This is a genomic window from Streptomyces sp. NPDC045778 (assembly GCF_056431945.1).
In genome coordinates this window covers 147,695-164,223 of the sequence record NZ_JBWKJZ010000023.1, presented here as the reverse complement: position 1 = coordinate 164,223, position 16,529 = coordinate 147,695, and the positions used below count along the sequence as shown (strand labels likewise).

Here is a 16,529-nt window from a genome sequence, read left to right as displayed (position 1 = left end):
TGCGGGAAGAGGGAAAGGGGGGGGAACAAGGGGAAAAAGAGAGGGTCGGGGGAAGGGAAGGGGGGGCAAGGAAAAAAGAAACCCCCCCCCCCCCCCCACCCCCCCCCCCCCCCGGCCCTCGTCGTTCCCTGTAGCGGCCCCAGGGCCCTGGCTAGCGCGGGAGCTGGGGGTCGTCCGGCCGGTCGCCCGGACGGGCTGGGGGCTGGTCCTCGCGGATCACCTCGCCCTGGACGACCTTGCCGTCGGGGCGGTGCATGCGCGCCTGCTGGAAGGCGTCACCGAGGCCACCGGGGGCGGCCGCCGCGGCCGCGCGGAGCTTGCGCTCGAAGGCGCGCTCAGCGCTGCGGCTGAGGACCTTCTGGAGCGGCGGCAGGAGCAGCAGCAGGCCCAGGGCGTCCGAGATCAGGCCGGGCAGGATCAGCAGGAGCCCGCCGAGCATCGTCAGGGCGCTGCCGCCGCCCTGGTCCGGCGCGGGCGCCAGGCCCTGCTGCTGCTGTCGCAGGGCCTCGCTCAGGTTCTTGAAGGCGCGGCGGCCCGCCCGCTTGATGACGAAGGAGCCGAGCACCAGGCCGCCCACAAGCAGCAGGAACACGGTCAGGCCGCTCGACGCGCCCGCGACCACCGTGAGCAGCCAGATCTCCAGGACCAGCCACGCGACGAGGCCGAGGGGCAGGAACCTGAGGACGCGTGAGCGCCGGGTCCGGGCGGGCTTGAGGGGAGGCGGTGCGCCAGTCGTCATGCTCCCAGTGTGCCTGGCCCCGGCTCAGACCGGGATAAGCGGGGTGATCAAGAACGGGGGTCGGAGGATTTGCGGCCCAGGGCCTTGCCGACGCGCTCCCCCACGCCCCAGGCGGTGACCCGCCACAGCGCCTCCGCGACGATGTCGCGGCTCATCTTGCTGTCGCCGTGCTCGCGCTCCACGAAGGTGATGGGCACCTCCACGACGTGGTAGCCCGCCTTGACGGCCCGCCGGGCCAGGTCGACCTGGAAGCAGTAGCCCTGGGAGGCCACGTCGCCGAGCCCGAGCCCCTTCAGGGTCTCGCTGCGGAAGGCGCGGTAGCCGCCGGTGACGTCGCGGATCGGCACGTCGAGGAGCAGCCGGGAGTACGTGCTGCCGCCACGGGAGAGGAACTCGCGCGACTTGGGCCAGTTGACGACCCGTCCGCCCGGCACCCAGCGCGAGCCGAGCACCAGGTCGGCGCCCTTGAGGGCGGTGAGCAGACGCGGCAGCTCCTCGGGCTGGTGCGAGCCGTCCGCGTCCATCTCGACCAGGACGCCGTAGCCGTGCTCAAGGCCCCAGGAGAAGCCCGCGAGGTAGGCGGCGCCGAGGCCTTCCTTGCCCTTGCGGTGCAGCACGTGGACGTGGTCGTCCTCGGCCGTCAGCTCGTCGGCGATCTTGCCGGTGCCGTCGGGGCTGTTGTCGTCGGCGACGAGCACGTGCGCCTCGGGCACAGCGGTGCGCACCCGGCCCACGATCGCCTGGATGTTCTCCGCCTCGTTGTAGGTCGGGATGATCACCAAGGCCTGGCCGAGCGGGCCGAACTGCCGTCCCGCGTCCGCTGCTTCGCTGATCCCGCCGCCGTTGCTCACTACTGCCCCTTCGTTCGTACGCAGGGGACCACCATAGTGGCCCGGGCCTGGGGCTCTCGCGACACCACGGGTACCGGGCCCGCGCCGGGGCCATGCCGGTGCGGAAGCGATCCTGCGGGTAGGGGCCCGGTGCCCTTCGGGCCGGCCTGGGACCCGCTGGCTGCGGGTCGACCGAGAGCCGTTGTCTACTGAGCTTCCGGGCCCCACCCGGGTCGCACCTCTCCCGCGCTCCCAGGGAGCGGGAGGGACGCCCTTGCCCCGGCGATCGCGTTCCCGCGCCCGGGCGTCGCGGGCGCTGGACCTGGCTCCCTGTGGCGGTGCGCCGGTGCGGCGCGCCACCCGTGACCCAGCGGCGTTCGACGACTGCGTGCAGGTACACCGGTCGGACGTCCTGTGGTGGACCCGGCCGAAACTACCCGTGCACGGCGGCCGTCTGTCAATAGCCGTGTGACCTGCGCGGTTTCCGTAGATCAGCAGGTCAGTGGCGAGCGGGCCCGGCGCGCGCGACGCGCCACGTGGCCCCGTTCGGAGCCGCGCGGCCGCACCGTGTCACTCGCCCGGCCGTACGAACACCGTCTCGCCGGCGACCACCGTACGCAGGCAGACGGGCAGCTCAGTGCCGGGCGTCAGGTCGGGCAGGCCCGGGGTGCCGGAGCGCGGGTCGGTGGACCAGCGGGCGACCCGGTCGTCGGGGGCCTGGACGATCAGGGCGCCGGTGCGCCACACGGCGTAGTCGGCGGGGGCGCCGGGCACCAGGACGCCCGCGTCGTCGCGCCCTGTGGCCCGCCAGCCGCCGCGCGTGTGGGCGGTGAAGGCGGCGCGCACGGACACCCGCTGCTCGGCGGTGTGGTGGAAGGCGGCGGCGCGGACGGTGCCCCAGGGGTCGAGCGGGGTGACCGGGCTGTCGGAGCCGAAGGCGAGCGGCACACCGGCGCGCAGCAGGTCCGCGTACGGGTTGAGGGCGCGGGCGCGCTCGGCGCCGAGCCGCCGGGCGTACATGCCGTCGCCGCCCCACAGCGCGTCGAACGCGGGCTGCACGGAGGCGGTCAGGCCGAACTCGGCGAAGGCGGCGATGCTCTCCGGGGTGAGCATCTCGGCGTGCTCGACGCGGTGCCGGGCGGCGCGGACGCGGGCGAGGCCGACCTTGTCGGCGGCGGCGCGCACGCCGTCGGTCACTGCGGTCACGGCGGCGTCCCCGATGGCGTGGAAGCCCGCCTGGAGGCCCGCCTCGGCGCAGGCGACGACGTGGTCCGCGACGTCGGCGGCGCTCAGGTAGGCGTTGCCGGTGTGGCTGGCGGCGCCCGCGGCGCCCGCATCTGCGTAAGGCTCGTGCAGCCAGGCCGTGTGCGAACCGAGTGAGCCGTCCACGAACAGGTCACCGGCCGCGCCCCGGGCGCCGAGTTCCCGCGCGCGGGCGACGCCTTGGGCGCCCAGCTCGCCCCAGTAGCCGACGACGCGCGGCCCGGGCTCGTCGGCGGCCAGGCGCAGCAGGCCGGTGAAGTCGTCCTCGCTGGAGATGGTGGGGCCCGCGCACTCGTGCACCGAGCCGATGCCGAGCGACGCGGCGCGGCGGAGCGCGGCGCGCTGGGCCTCGGCGCGCTGGAGCGGCGTGACGGCCCCGTGGGCGGCCTCGCGCACCGCGTGGTGGGCGTCGGCGGTCAGCGGCGCGTCGGCGCGGAACCCGGCCGCCCCCGCGACGCCGGGGACCAGGTCGAGGAGGGCGGTGGTGACGACGGCGGAGTGCACGTCGACGCGCGACAGGTACAGCGGGCGGCCGCCGACGGCCTCGTCAAGCTCCGCGCGCGTGGGCGGGCGGCCGTCGGGCCAGCGGGCGGCGTCCCAGCCGTGGCCGAGCAGCACGCGGTCGTCCGGGCGGGCCGCGGCGTATTCGCGGACGAGAACGAGGGCTTCGGCCAGGCTCCCGACGCGGGAGAGGTCGAGGCCTGTGAGCGCGAGGCCGGTGCCCGTGGTGTGCACATGGGAGTCGGTGAACGCGGGGGTGACGAGGGCGCCTTCGAGGTGGACGACCTCGTCGACCCCGTCCGCGAAGGCGTCGGCGGCGCCTTCGGAGCCGACCCAGGCGACATGGCCGCGCTCGACGACCATCGCGGTCGCGAAGGGATCGGCGGGGCTGTGGACTTCTCCGCCGCGCAGCAGGACGGTACGGTGCCCGCTCTCGGGGGTGGTGCGCTCGCTCATGGGGACAGTCTCGCGCCTGCGCGAGGGCGGCGTGCCGCCGGGGTGCCCAGCCGGTCCTGGCGCGCCGTGAAGGGCCCGCGAGGGGCTCAGATCCGGGGAGGCCGCGCCTCGTACGGCGTGGAGAGGACCACGGTCGTGTGGGTGGAGACCCCGGCGAGCGAGCGCAGTCTGGCCAGCAGGTTCTCCAGCTCGTGCGGGGTGGCGACCCTGACCTTCAGGAGGTAGTTCTCCGCGCCCGCCACGCTGTGGCAGGCCTCGATCTCGGGCACTCCGGCGAGGCGTTCGGCGATGTCGTCGGGCGCGCTGGGGTCGAACGGCTTCACCGCGATGAAGGCGGTGAGCGGCAGGCCGACGGCCTCGGGGTCGACGACCGCGGCGTATCCGCGGATCACCCCGCGCTGTTCGAGCCGGCGCACCCGCTGGTGCACGGCAGACGTGGACAGGCCCGTGGCCTTGCCCAGGTCGGTGTAGCTCATCCGCCCGTCCTTGACGAGCAGCTGCACGATCTGTCGGTCCAGCTCCTCCATGCGCCGAACCTACAGTGCCCTTGATCCCCTCCGATACCTGAGTGACACCTGGACGACACCGGGGCGGGCCCCGGGCGCCGCCCGCGCGAGGCCGTGGACGCCGCGAGCAGGGCGCCCGCGGCCCTGGCTCCGGGTGCCACGAGGACGTCGGCGGGAAGGCCGCGGGAGGGGATCGCTCCGCATGACTCTCCGCACGCCCGCATACCTGCGCACGCCCCGGGAGCCGCTCCGGGCGCCGCGGCATCTTCATCCGGCATGTGACGAACACCACACATCGGCGGGCGGGTCCGGGGAAGTGCCGTGATTACCGCCAGGACGGGACGGGAAGTGCTTGCTGTGGTCGAGGCCGCAGTGCCTTGTCGGCCCACCCGAGGGGGAGATTCCCATGCATAACCTGAAGCGCCCCGGTCGTTCCGCGCGCCGTAAGCAGCAGACCGTCGAACTGCTCGAACCCGCACCGGAGGGTGTCGAACCCACCGACGCCGACGACGAGGAGTTCGACGCCTACGACACTCTGGAGATGTACCGCGTGACCTGCCCCGACTGCGGGCAGCCCATCGCGCTCCTGGCGGACGAGGACGTCCTGCCCGAGCACGCCCTGTGCCCCACCCCGTGGAATCCCTTCGGGCTCACCGTCTGCGCGGGCACGGGTCGCCCCGCGGCCGACGCCGAGTCCGCGGACGAGTCGCCCGAGCCCCAGGAGCAGGACACCGCCCTGCTCCTCACGCTCCCTCAGGGCCTGGACTGGCGTACGCAGCCGTTCTCGCACGTGGGCGGGCCCGGCTCACGCCCGATCCGGGTGCCCCGGCAGCGCCAGCTCGGCCGCGCGGCCTGACCGGCCGCTCCGGCGGACAGCGGGGGCGGCCCGTCAACCACCGGCGGGCCGTCACCAGTAGTCGCCGCGCACCATCGCCGCGAGGCTCTCGTGGTGCAGGATCAGCGTGTCGGGGTCGTCCGGCACCACGGCTTCCCCGAAGTGCACCTGCCGGTGGGCGACGCGCAGCATGACGATGGCGTGCCGCAGCGCCGCGTACAGGGTGTAGAAGTCCATGTCGCACGGCCGGTGGCCGGTCAGCTCCGCATAGCGGTCCTCGACGCGGTCGCGGCGCAGGAAGCCGGGCAGGCCGCGCTGCCCGAAGCCCACCGTCAGGTCCTGGAAGAACCGGTGCAGGTACACGGTCCAGCCGAGGTCGACCTCGCGCGGCCCGAGGCAGGCCATCTCCCAGTCGAGCACGGCGACCGGGTCGAAGCCCTCGTAGACGATGTTGCCGATGCGGGCGTCGCCCCAGTTGAGGACCGTCTCGCCGGGGTCGGGGGGCCACAGCTCCGCCAGGCGCGTGAAAGCGCTCTCGATGAGGGGTGAGCGGGGCAGCCCCTTCACCACCCACGCGTAGTACGCCCGTTGCGCCGCCACATGGCGGCTCAGCGGGTCGCCGTCGCCGGGCAGCGCGAGGAACGCCGCCTCGCCGGCCGGGGCCTGGTCGTGCAGCCGGGCCAGGACGCGGATCGTGGCGTCCTCCAGGTGCGCGCGCTCGGCGTCGCCGGCCACGTGCAGCCAGTTGCCCTCGTACGTGTAAGGCATGACGTCGGGCGGCACCCGGCCCGAGACGCGCTCCATCACGAAGAACGGCGCGCCGAGCGGAGCGGGATCCTCCTCCAGCCACAGCACGCGCGGCACCGGCACGTCGGTGCGCTCGGCCACGAGCCGCAGGGTGCGGTACTGGCGCGGCATGTCGTACACCGGGAAGACCGTGTACGCGGCCGGGTCCGCCGCGAGCCGGGCCGCGCAGGCGCGCACGGGCGGCCGGGGGTGGTCGAGCGTGAACAGGAGTGTCTCGCTCGACATGCCGTTGGACTCGGGCACGCTCACGTCGACGGCCCTGGCGCCGGGCAGCCGCGCGTCGAGCCAGTCGGTCAGGCGGCGGGCGAGCGCCTCGGGGTCGCGCGTGCTGGTGCGGGGCCGGGGCGTTGTGGCCATGGCGGGGCTCCTCTCAGGGGGCGGCCCGTGGGCGCCGCTCAGGGCGCGACGGAGCCGAAGCCGGTGAAGCCGCTCGGGTCGTGGCGGCCGAAGGTGCCGTGCTCGAAGATCCCGTGGCCGACCAGGCCGTCGAGGGTGCAGCGGACCGCGTGGTCGATGACGCCGTACGCGGCGAGGGGGTGGGCCGCGGGGTCCGACAGGTCGTAGGCGCGCCGCTCGCACCAGTGGCGGCCGCGCCAGGTGCCGTGCTGCCAGTCGTCGGCGGGCGGGTAGCCCGCGCCGACGGCGAGGGGCAGCGAGGTGAGGACCTCGACGCCCAGCTCCATGGGCTTGTGGGTCAGCGGGTCGGTCAGGTGGATCACCGCGGACTCGGGGTGCCGGGTGCCGGAGCGGTAGCCGATGTCGGCCCGGGGCCAGCCGAGTTGGCGGTCGCGGTCGCCGGGGCGGACGAGGGTCGCGTCGTTGAGGGTGCGGTAGCCGTCGGCGTCCTCCTGGATGATGACCATCAGGAAACGGTCGTCGAAGCGCACCGGGCACCAGATCCAGTGGAAGCCGTCGGTGGGGAACTCCTCGGCCAGCCGGCCGCCCTCCTCGCCGGGGACGGGCCGCACGCCCCAGCTGCGGTCCCGGGTGGCCGTCCACTCCCCCGCCGTCACCGGGATCTCGTCGCCGCCGAGGCGTATCGTTCCGGCACAGTGGCCCGCCTGGACGAACCTGCGGCCTTCGAGGGTGAGGCGGCCGCCGCGGCGCTGGAGGTGGTGGGGCTCCCACAGGGCCGGGAAGTCGGCGTGCCAGGTGAGGTCGTAGGCGAGCGAGGCCGGGTCATCGGGGTCGGCGGCACACGTCAGGCGGAGCCTGCGCAGGGGCTCGTCGACCAGGATGCGGAGGGGTCCGACGGAGAGTTCCATACGGTCGTCGCCGAGCGCGTCGGACGCGCGTACGGCGTGGAGCGTATCGCCGGTGCGCAGAGTGGCGTACGCGTCGATGACGCCGACGTTCGGATAGACGCCGAGGCCGACGATCAGCAGGGCGCGGCCCCGGTGGTCGAAGAGGTGGAAGATGCACCGGTCGTAGGCGTTGCGGTCGCCGGTGGCCACGTGCTTCATGGACAGCGGCACTTGGTGGACGGGGTACTCGTCGAGGGGCACGGGGCGGTCGTCCGGCACGGGGTGCCTCCCTGGGGACAGGGTGGTTCGGGAAGGCCGGGTGACGCGCTCCCGGACCGGATTTGACGGTACGTCAGTTGCCGTGCGGGAGCCATACACGTGTCAGCACCTGGCGCGCGCGACCCGGACGGCGGGCGCGCGAGGCACCGGTGGCGCGTGCGTCCGCGACGGCGTGCCGCCGCGTACGGCGGCGCTGGTGCGGTGCGACGCGCGCGCCGCGCGGCAACGGACCCTGAACGCACTCTCGATTCAACCCGATGGTGACCTGGCCACGGCACCGCGCGTTGGCCGGACATGACCCCCACACATGCTCCGGCAGGCCAGCACCGCCGCACCCACGCGGCGTCGGCCGCCGCCGCAGAATCGGTTCCTCACCGGTCCCCCTACGCACCGCAGCAGTCGTACGCACCTCAGGCCTCATACTCCCCTCCGGCCTCGTACGCACCATCCGGCTACGCCCCGCAGCACCAGCCGTCCCCGCCGCAGCCCTCGCCGCCGCAGGATCCGCCCATCTACCGGGCGCTGATCCGCCAGTGGGCCGACCGCGGCCGGACGCTGCCGGGGCGCCACGACCCGGAGTGGGTGCGCCTCGCGGCCCCGCCCGCGCCGAGCGGCCAGTTCACGGACCACTACGGGACGGGCCAGGACGCGTCCTTCGGCTCCTCCTACGAGATGGCGCGCGGCACACGGTACGAGACCGGGCGTGGCTCCCCGTACGGCTCGCGCGGCGCCGGTGACGACACCCCGTCCTTCGGCGGCCACGGCGGCCACGAGGGCCGCTACGGCCGGTCCCGGCACCCGCAGGTCCCGCCGGTCCCCCCGGATCCCGGCCCGGAGCCGGACGCGGAGCGGGACACCCGCCCGCGCGGCCCGGACCCGCGGCTGCTGATCAGTCCCGCCCCGCAGAGTTCCTTCGGGCTCCGGCCCGGGTCAGCGTGAGTCGGGGCCCGCGAGGTGGCGGGCGATGACCATCCGCTGGATCTGGTTGGTGCCCTCGACGATCTGGAGCACCTTGGCCTCGCGCATATAGCGCTCGACCGCGAAGTCGGCGGTGTAGCCGTAGCCGCCCAGGACCTGCACGGCGTCCGTCGTGACCTTCATCGCGGCGTCGGTGCACAGGAGCTTGGCCATCGCGGCCTGCTTGGAGAAGGGCTTGCCCGCGTCCCGCAGCCGGGCCGCCGCCAGGTACAGCGCCCGGCCGGCCTCGATCTGCGTCGCCATGTCGGCGAGCATGAAGCGCAGGCCCTGGAAGTCGGCGATGGGCCGCCCGAACTGCCGGCGCTCGGTCGCGTACGTCAGCGCCTCGTCGAGCGCCGCCTGGGCCACGCCGATCGCGCACGCGGCGATCCCGAGCCGCCCCGAGTCGAGCGCGGACAGCGCGATCGCGAAGCCCTGGCCCTCGTCGCCGACGCGGCGGGCGTCCGGCACCCGGACCCCGTCGAAGTGGAGCTGTGCCGTGGGCGAGCCGTTCATGCCCATCTTCTTTTCCGGGGCGGCGGCCGTGAGCCCCGCCGCGTCGCCCGGCACCAGGAAGGCCGTGACGCCCCTCGCGCCCTCGCCGCCGGTGCGGGCGAGCACCGTGTAGAAGTCGGCGATGCCGCCGTGGGTGATCCAGGCCTTCGTGCCGGTGAGGACCCACTCGTCGCCGTCGCGCACCGCCTTGGTGCGCAGCGAGGCGGCGTCGGAGCCGGAGGAGGGCTCCGACAGGCAGTAGGCGCCCAGGAGTTTGCCGCCCAGCATCTGCGGGAGGTGCTCGGCCCGCTGCTCCTTGCTGCCGTACCCCGCGAGGGCGTGACAGGCAAGGGAGTGCACGCTGACGCCGAGGCCGACCGTGAGCCGGGCCGCGGCCAGCTCCTCGAGGACCTGGAGGTAGACCTCGTACGGCTGGTCGCCGCCGCCGAACGCGGAGTCGTAGGGGAGTCCGAGCAGGCCCGACTCCGAGAGCAGCACGAAGAGTTCGCGCGGGAACCGTCCCGCCGCCTCCTCCTCGGCCGCGTGCGGGGCGATCTCCCGCTGGACCAGCTCGCGGACGAGTGCCAGCAGGTCCCGGGCCTCCTCCGTGGGCAGTTGGCGCTCCACCGGCTGCACGGCTCCGTCAGGCATGCTGCTCTCCTCTCCCCTGTTCCCCTGTCGGGCACTTGCAGCGGACGCGCGCTCGGGGTGTGACGACGTCGCCGGGACACTGCCAGGCCGATGCTGCCCTTCCGGATCGCGGAAGCTGCTGACCAGCGACTGTGGCGCGTCGAGTATGCCCGATCGGCGGCATGGCGTCACGGGTTATCCCAGCCGCTTTCCGATCTTCACCGGCCACCTCTTGCGCTGGGTGGAAGCCGCCCACGGCGGCCACGGAGAACGGGAATTGGTCCGAACCATTGACGCAATGGTCTAGTCCTCCCTAGAGTCCAGCGGCACGGAATCTTTCGCGTTCATGCCAATTCAAAACGCGACTGTTCTTTGGTCAACAGCACCAACCCCCCTTGCTCCCCTCTCCCCCCACGAGGAGACAGCGATGCCAAGACCACACCGTCCCCGCGCCCGCTTCCGGGCGCTCGTGGCCACCGCCTGTACCGCCGTCCTGGGCGCGGGCCTGCTCGCCGGTGCGGGCAGCGCCACGGCCGACCAGAAAGCCGCCCCGAGGGCCGCCGAGGCCCAGGCGGGCTCGCGCGTCGTCGGCTACTTCACCGAATGGGGCGTCTACGGCCGGAACTACCACGTCAAGAACGTCGAGACGTCGGGCTCCGCCAACAAGCTCACGCACATCAACTACGCCTTCGGCAACGTCCAGGGCGGCAAGTGCACGATGGGTGACGCCTACGCCGCGACCGACAAGGCCTACTCCGCCGACCAGAGCGTCGACGGCACGGCCGACACCTGGGACCAGCCGCTGCGCGGCAACTTCAACCAGCTGCGCAAGCTCAAGAAGAAGCACCCGAACCTCAAGGTCCTGTGGTCCTTCGGCGGCTGGACCTGGTCCGGCGGCTTCACCGAGGCCGCGAAGAACCCCCAGGCCTTCGCCCAGTCCTGCTACGACCTGGTCGAGAACTCCAAGTGGGCGGACGTCTTCGACGGCATCGACATCGACTGGGAGTACCCGGGCGCCTGCGGCCTGAGCTGCGACACCAGCGGGCGGGCCGCGTACAAGAACCTGATGTCCGCGGTGCGCGCCAAGTTCGGCTCGAAGAACCTGGTGACGGCCGCCATCCCGGCCGACGCCTCCCCCGGCGGCAAGATCGACGCCGCGGACTACGCGGGCGCCGCCCAGTACGTCGACTGGTACAACCCGATGACGTACGACTTCTTCGGCGCGTGGGACGCCAAGGGGCCGACGGCGCCGCACTCGCCGCTCAGCTCCTACACCGGCATCCCGAAGGCCGAGTACCACTCGCAGGCGACGATCGCCAAGCTCAAGGGCCTCGGCATCCCGGCGGACAAGCTGCTCCTCGGCATCGGCTTCTACGGGCGCGGCTGGACCGGCGTCACCCAGAAGGCCCCGGGCGGCACCGCCACGGGCCCCGCGCAGGGCACGTACGAGCAGGGCATCGACGACTACAAGGTGCTCAAGACCAAGTGCCCGGCCAACGGCACGGTCGCCGGGACCGCGTACGCGCACTGCGGCACCAACTGGTGGAGCTACGACACCCCGGCCACGATCGCCGGGAAGATGACCTACAAGAACCAGCAGGGCCTGGGAGGCACCTTCTTCTGGGAGCTGAGCGGTGACACCGCGAACGGCGAGCTGATCAAGGCCATCAACTAGTCGTCCACCTCTGACGATCGGGGGCGGGAGCCGGCGGGCTCCCGCCCCCTCGTCGTCGTCACGGTCACGGCGGCGGCGCCGGGCAGTCGGGCTCGAAGTCCTCGATGACGTTCAGGGTTTCGCGCAGCGTGCGGACGAGCAGCTCGCGCACCGTGTCGCGGGGCAGCTCCCGCTCGCCGGCCCCGTCCCTGCGGCCGATCCAGTCGAGCGTGATGCCCTCGACGCTGCACAGCCAGCCGAGCAGCGCGGTGCGCGCGAGCGGCGGCACCGCGCGGCGGCCGTACGCGCCCTCGGCGATCGTGCCGACCATGGTCTCGCGCACGCCGTCCCGGATGGCGTGCACCTCGGCGTCGAAGCCGACGCCGCCGCTGACGATCGTGCGGTAGGCCGCCTGGTGGTGCTCGGCGTAGCGCAGATAGCCGTCGACGGTGCGGTGCACCCGCTCCACGGGCGGGAGTTCGGTGTCACCGGCCGCCCGCTCCACGAGGTCGGCCACCGAGTCCTCGATGATCGCCAGGTAGTACCCGCGTTTGGACTTGAAGTAGTAGTAGATCAACCCCTTGGCGACCCGCGCCTGTCTCGCGATGTCGTCCATCGAGAGCGCGTCGTAGGACGTGTCGGCGAACAGCTTCCGGCCGATGGTGATGAGTTCGGCGCGGCGCGCCATGGAGCGGTCCGTGCCGCGTGCCTGCGGTCGGTCCGCGTCGGTGGAACGGTCGCTACCGCGCTGTTGACTATTATTCAATTTCGGCCCTAGTCTCCAACTGCCTTGGGATGAGCCGCAGTATGGCAGACCCTCGCCCCCTGCCTGGACCGGCGCGGCCCTCCCGACGGCGCCCTGTAACGCACTCCCCTGACGCACGCGCGATACGGCCGACTCGTACGGGAGGAAGACAGTGAGCGCACGCAAGCGGCCCGCAGCGGGGTCAGCCCCCGAGGGCAGAACCAACTGGAAGAAGACGGCCGTCATCGCGCTGCCCGCGTTCGTCGCGGTCGGTGCGATGGCGTCGATCATGGCGGAGGGCGCCCTCGCCGCGTCCTTCGCGGTCTCCGGCACCAGCTTCCAGGTCTCGTCGGGCAAGCTGACGAGCCAGGGCCTGGCCAGCTATGTGGAGGTCGACCGGAGCGTCGACGGCAAGGGCCACCCGGTGGCTCTGCTCGGCATCGGCGACGCCACGCTGTCCGACATCTGTCAGGCCGCCTCGGTCAAGACGCCCATCGGCACGGTGGTGTTCAAGCTGACGGCGGGCGGCGACGCGGGCAACGTCACCGCGAGCAACCTGATCATCGACGGCGAGGACCTCGTCGGCGACGCCCGCTTCGGCACCGCCGAGATCGGCCGGGACGCCTCCACGCTCGACGAGGTGCCCGGGGTCAAGGGCGAGAAGGGCAAGTTCGGCCTCCAGGCGGGGGACATCGAGGTGTCCAAGGTCAGGTCGCACGCCTGGTCGGCGACCGGCGGCAACTTCCGCCTCAAGGGCATGCGCGTCGACGTCAGCCTGGACGGCAAGAAGTGCTTCTGAGCGGCCCCGGCGCGCCGCGCGAGGGCGGCTGGCTCGACGAGAGGCTGCCGCTCAGGGAGGTGCGCCGGGCGGTGCGCGGCTGGCGGCGCACCCGCCCGTTCTGGGGCGGGCTCCTGCTCATCCTGGGCGGCGCGGAACTCCTGGTCGTGCCGCTGTCGCCGCTGACTGTCCTGGTGAGCCTCGGGCTCGGCGGGATCGCCGCGATCGGCATCGGGATCGCGCTGATGGTCGCCGGTCTGTTCCTGTGGCTGCTGCCGCAGGCGCACCACTACGTGTCCGTCAACGCGCTGATCCTGTCGGTCCTGTCGTTCGCGGCGACCAACCTCGGCGGCTTCCTGCTCGGCATGCTGCTCGGCATCGTGGGCAGCGCGATGGGCTTCGGCTGGACGCCGGTGCCCGAGGACGGCCAGGAGGAGGCGCGCCGGCCCGCGCTCCGCGACGGACAGGGCACGCGGACCCTCGCCGTGCTGCTTCCGGTGCTCCTCGCCGGGGCGGCGCTGTGGGGCGCCGCGCCGGCGAAGGCCGTGCCCCTGGGCGGGGCGGTCGACGCCCCGCGGGCGCCCGGCGACGGGGCCGTCGTGGCGGCACGGACGCCGCCGACCGTCACGACGACGCTGTTCGCGCCGAAGGGCTTCATCGTCGCGGGTGTGCGCGACATCCCCACCGCCGACGGGCCGTTGAAGGTGATGGTCCTGCGCATGAACGCGGCCTCGCTCACCGACTACCGGCTGCGCACCCGCGACGGCAGCCGCGAACTCGCCCTGGGCGCCGAGAGCCTGAACCTGAACGGCAAGGTCACGCTGTATCTGACCAAGTTCAAGGGCTGCATCGAGGGCCTGCTGTGTCTGACCTTCACGCCCGACCGGCTCCCGGTGCCGCCGCTGGTGCCGCCGTTCGTCTTCATGACCGACGTGAGCGCCGAGCAGGCCCTGGTCACCTCGGACGTGATCACCGCGGACGGGCTCAGTCTGCGGGCGCACCCCTGAGAGGTCACCGTGATCCAGATCCAGGCAGCGCTGTTCTGGGCGTACGCGGTGGGCGCGACGTCCGCGCTCGCCGCGGGGCGCCAGCTCCAGGTGTGGGAGCGGATCAACGCGGGCGAGGGCCCGCGCACCCGCAGCCGTGCCGCCAACCCCTACCTGGCGCTCACCCTGCTCTTCGCGGCCGTGCTCATGGTGCCGACGGGGCTCTTCCTGCTGTGGCAGAACCCGTCCTGGGCGACCATGCACGTGGCCGACGGGCACGACGGGGTGTGGGCGGGCTTCGTCCTGCTCTACGCGGGCGGCATCCCGGCCGGGGCGGTCCTCGGGTTCCTCGCGGCGCAGGTCCTGGTGCTCGTGGGCGCGGGCTACTGGGCCTACCTGCAATGCGTGGGCGGCTATTTCCTGGTGTTCGCCACCCTGGTGCACGGCTGGGACGGCAGCGGGTACGAGCGTTTCCTCTCGCCCGGGGCACGCGACTGGGCCGACTGGCCGCGGGACAGTGTGGTGAACAACGCCCTGGACTTCCTGACCTCCGGCACGTTCCTCGCGCTGCTCGTCTTCGGCGCCGCCGTCATCGGCACCATGCTGATCACGGAGATCGGCTGGCTGCTTGAGGGCTGGTCACTGCCCGGCGCGGACGAGGACCGCAAGGTGCCCCGCGTGCTGGCCGTGGCGATCGCGGCGGCCGGGATCTACGGCCTGCCGTTCCTCGGCGCCGTCGTCGCGAGCGCGCTGGTGCGGCTGCTCGGCGCCTGGCTGGGCCTGCCGCTGTTCGCGGTGTTCGCGGGCGTCGTCCTGCTGGCGCGGCGCTCGCCCGTGCGGTGGCTCTACGGCCTGGTGGGCGTGCCGCACCGGCACTGGCGGGCGGGGGCCGACGTCTCTGACGCCTCCGCGGGTGTGCCCGGGGTCACATCAGACCGGCCTGCGTGACGAGCATCGCGAGCAGGACGACGAGCGTCCAGCCGAGGACGTGCTCCAGGACCTTGGAGCCGTCCTCCCCGGGGCCGCCGGTACGGGCCCTGAGCCCCTCACGGGCCTGGAACCCCTCGTGGGCCTGGAGAACGGTGGCGGTGGCGGAGCTGGAGGTCATGGCAACTCTCGATATGTCGTCGGGCAGTGGCTTCCCCCCACTGTCCGGCAGCGGCCCCTCCCACTGCCCCCTCCACCATGCCAGCGAAATCACTCGTATCGGGCGAGACGTTGGTCACCCCACAACTCGGACCCCGGGCCGTGCGTCTAAGACGGCGTACGTCCGCGCGCCACCGGACGTACGTCCGCGCACCGTCGACCGAAGGGTTTCCGATGAGTACGTTCCCGACACCCCGCCGCAGAGCGCGGCTCGCCCTCGCGGCGGCCGTGACCGTGGCGGCCGCCCTCACCGGACCGGTCTCCTACGCCACCTCCGCATCGACCACGGAGGCCAAGCCCTCCCCCGGCGCCCCGGGCCTCGGCGACCCGATGTTCCCGCTCGACGGCAACGGCGGCTACCAGGTCGACCGCTACCTCCTGGACTTCGACTGGCAGGCGCCCAGGACGCCGTTCGCGGCCACGGCGACGATCAAGGCCACCGCCACCCAGTCCCTGTCCCGCTTCAACCTCGACTTCGGCGGCAACACCCTGCACGCGGTCACCGTCGACGGCAAGGCCGCGGGCACCTCGCGCGCCGGCGACGAGCTGACCGTCACGCCCAAGTCGCCGCTCGCCAAGGGCCGTTCCTTCACGGTGAAGGTCACCTACACCGCCGACCCCACCCAGGTCCGCCACCGCGACGACGCCATCGAGGACTACGGCTGGATCCCCACGCCCGACGGCACGGTGGTCTACCCCCAGCCCAACGGCGCCCGGCTGATCTTCCCCGCCAACGACCACCCCAGCCAGCGCGCGCCCATCACCTTCCGCATCACCACGCCGAAGGACCTGACGGCCGTCGCCAACGGCAAGCTGGTCGGCAAAGCCGCCGAGCCGGACGGCCGGGTGCGGTGGACGTACGACTCCGAGCAGCCGCTGTCCACGCAGCTGGTGCAGCTGGCCGTCGGCAGGTTCACGCTCGACGAGCGGACGGGCCCTGGCGGTCTGCCGATCCGCGACGTGGTGCCGGAGGCCCTCGCCGAGCCGACGGCGAAGTACCGGAAGCTCACCGAGGACCACCTGGCCTGGCTCCAGGAGCGGCTCGGCCCCTACCCCTTCAACCGCTACGGCGTCCTCGTCGGCGACACCGACCTCGGGGTCGCCCTGGAGACGCAGACCCTGTCGCTCGTCCCGAAGGCCGATCTGCTCGGCACCCAGGTCGACGCCGAGCGCAATCTCGTGCACGAGCTGGCCCACCAGTGGTTCGGCGACAGCGTCGCGCTCAAGGGCTGGTCCGACCTGTGGGTCAGCGAGGGCCACGCCCGCTTCTACGAGCGCGCGTACTCCGAGCAGCACGGGGGCGCCAGCTTCGAGGAGGCCATGAAGGCCGCGTACAAGGCGCACGACCAGTGGCGCAAGGACTTCGGCGCGCCCGCCGAGCCCACCGAGCCGAACCTCTTCAAGCGCATGCGCTACGACGGCTCGGCGCTCGTCCTGTACGCGCTGCGCGAGCAGGTGGGCGACGCCACGTTCCAGAAGATCGAGCGGGCCTGGGTCACCCGGTACCGCGGGAAGGCCGCGAGCACGCGGGACTACATCGACCTGGCCTCGCGGGTCGCGGGCGAGGACCTGGAGGGCTTCCTCAAGCCGTGGCTGTACGGGGCGAAGACCCCGCCGATGCCCGGGCACCCGGACTGGGTGGTGGACCCGGCGACCTGAGCGCCGTGACCACGGGCCC

General features: G+C 73.0%; 16 protein-coding genes. 7 read left to right on the top strand and 9 right to left on the bottom strand.

Translation table 11 applies throughout. From position 1 onward, the window contains the following. Positions 1 to 151: 151 nt before the first annotated feature. From fxsA to AC07GB_RS27390, 4 genes are all read right to left on the bottom strand, one after another. On the bottom strand, positions 152 to 739 hold the full coding sequence (fxsA, locus tag AC07GB_RS27405) for an FxsA family membrane protein (protein WP_478849894.1): 588 nt from the start codon (positions 737 to 739) through the stop codon (positions 152 to 154). A 47-nt stretch (positions 740 to 786) separates the two neighbouring features. Beyond that, a complete protein-coding gene (locus tag AC07GB_RS27400; RefSeq protein ID WP_478849892.1) occupies positions 787 to 1,590 on the bottom strand; it encodes a polyprenol monophosphomannose synthase in 804 nt (267 codons plus the stop codon). A gap of 549 nt (positions 1,591 to 2,139) precedes the next feature. Then, positions 2,140 to 3,789, bottom strand: a complete 1,650-nt coding sequence (locus AC07GB_RS27395) for an amidohydrolase (RefSeq protein ID WP_478849890.1) — start codon at positions 3,787 to 3,789, stop codon at positions 2,140 to 2,142. Positions 3,790 to 3,875: 86 nt separating this feature from the next. Continuing rightward, complete coding sequence (locus tag AC07GB_RS27390) at positions 3,876 to 4,316, bottom strand: Lrp/AsnC family transcriptional regulator (RefSeq protein ID WP_030674680.1); 441 nt, start codon at positions 4,314 to 4,316, stop codon at positions 3,876 to 3,878. 385 nt (positions 4,317 to 4,701) lie between these two features. On the opposite strand from AC07GB_RS27390, the gene AC07GB_RS27385 reads away from it, so the two are divergent. Beyond that, positions 4,702 to 5,151, top strand: a complete 450-nt coding sequence (locus tag AC07GB_RS27385; protein ID WP_478849888.1) for a hypothetical protein — start codon at positions 4,702 to 4,704, stop codon at positions 5,149 to 5,151. Positions 5,152 to 5,202: 51 nt separating this feature from the next. Here the strand turns inward: AC07GB_RS27385 and AC07GB_RS27380 are convergent, their stop codons facing one another. Both AC07GB_RS27380 and AC07GB_RS27375 read right to left on the bottom strand, forming a co-directional pair. After that, positions 5,203 to 6,294: a phosphotransferase family protein gene (locus tag AC07GB_RS27380; protein ID WP_478849887.1), complete on the bottom strand. Its 1,092-nt coding sequence runs from the start codon at positions 6,292 to 6,294 to the stop codon at positions 5,203 to 5,205. 38 nt (positions 6,295 to 6,332) lie between these two features. Then, positions 6,333 to 7,460, bottom strand: coding sequence for an Rv3169 family protein (locus AC07GB_RS27375; protein ID WP_478849885.1), 1,128 nt, complete (start codon positions 7,458 to 7,460; stop codon positions 6,333 to 6,335). 294 nt (positions 7,461 to 7,754) lie between these two features. On the opposite strand from AC07GB_RS27375, the gene AC07GB_RS27370 reads away from it, so the two are divergent. Then, positions 7,755 to 8,399 (top strand): hypothetical protein, encoded by a 645-nt coding sequence (locus AC07GB_RS27370; RefSeq protein WP_478849883.1) that lies wholly within the window; start codon positions 7,755 to 7,757, stop codon positions 8,397 to 8,399. Here AC07GB_RS27370 and AC07GB_RS27365 read toward each other — a convergent pair. Continuing rightward, the gene (locus AC07GB_RS27365) at positions 8,391 to 9,563 is read right to left on the bottom strand and encodes an acyl-CoA dehydrogenase family protein (protein WP_478849881.1); all 1,173 of its coding nucleotides are present in this window, start codon (positions 9,561 to 9,563) and stop codon (positions 8,391 to 8,393) included. The two genes, AC07GB_RS27370 and AC07GB_RS27365, sit on opposite strands and share 9 nt — an antisense overlap. 406 nt (positions 9,564 to 9,969) lie before the next feature. Here AC07GB_RS27365 and AC07GB_RS27360 point away from each other — a divergent pair, with 406 nt between their 5' ends. Then, entirely contained in the window at positions 9,970 to 11,217 is a 1,248-nt protein-coding gene (locus tag AC07GB_RS27360) for a glycoside hydrolase family 18 protein (RefSeq protein WP_478849879.1), read from the top strand. 64 nt (positions 11,218 to 11,281) lie between these two features. On the opposite strand, the gene AC07GB_RS27355 is transcribed toward AC07GB_RS27360, so the two are convergent. After that, the gene (locus AC07GB_RS27355; protein ID WP_478849877.1) at positions 11,282 to 11,962 is read right to left on the bottom strand and encodes a TetR/AcrR family transcriptional regulator; all 681 of its coding nucleotides are present in this window, start codon (positions 11,960 to 11,962) and stop codon (positions 11,282 to 11,284) included. A gap of 256 nt (positions 11,963 to 12,218) precedes the next feature. Between AC07GB_RS27355 and AC07GB_RS27350 the strand changes: the two genes are divergently transcribed. From AC07GB_RS27350 to AC07GB_RS27340, 3 genes are read left to right on the top strand one after another with little or no spacing between them, the layout of a single operon-like run. After that, positions 12,219 to 12,740 carry a DUF6230 family protein gene (locus AC07GB_RS27350; protein WP_478849911.1) on the top strand — a complete coding sequence of 174 codons (522 nt, stop codon included), beginning with the start codon at positions 12,219 to 12,221 and terminating at the stop codon, positions 12,738 to 12,740. After that, positions 12,731 to 13,726, top strand: coding sequence for a DUF6114 domain-containing protein (locus AC07GB_RS27345; RefSeq protein ID WP_478849875.1), 996 nt, complete (start codon positions 12,731 to 12,733; stop codon positions 13,724 to 13,726). The genes AC07GB_RS27350 and AC07GB_RS27345 overlap by 10 nt, the downstream gene beginning before the upstream one ends. Before the next feature lie 9 nt (positions 13,727 to 13,735). Next, positions 13,736 to 14,653, top strand: a complete 918-nt coding sequence (locus tag AC07GB_RS27340) for a hypothetical protein (RefSeq protein ID WP_478849874.1) — start codon at positions 13,736 to 13,738, stop codon at positions 14,651 to 14,653. On the opposite strand, the gene AC07GB_RS27335 is transcribed toward AC07GB_RS27340, so the two are convergent. After that, positions 14,631 to 14,813 (bottom strand): SCO1431 family membrane protein, encoded by a 183-nt coding sequence (locus tag AC07GB_RS27335; protein WP_478849872.1) that lies wholly within the window; start codon positions 14,811 to 14,813, stop codon positions 14,631 to 14,633. The genes AC07GB_RS27340 and AC07GB_RS27335 overlap by 23 nt on opposite strands. A gap of 212 nt (positions 14,814 to 15,025) precedes the next feature. Between AC07GB_RS27335 and AC07GB_RS27330 the strand changes: the two genes are divergently transcribed. Further along, complete coding sequence (locus tag AC07GB_RS27330) at positions 15,026 to 16,510, top strand: M1 family metallopeptidase (RefSeq protein WP_478849868.1); 1,485 nt, start codon at positions 15,026 to 15,028, stop codon at positions 16,508 to 16,510. Positions 16,511 to 16,529: the final 19 nt, after the last annotated feature.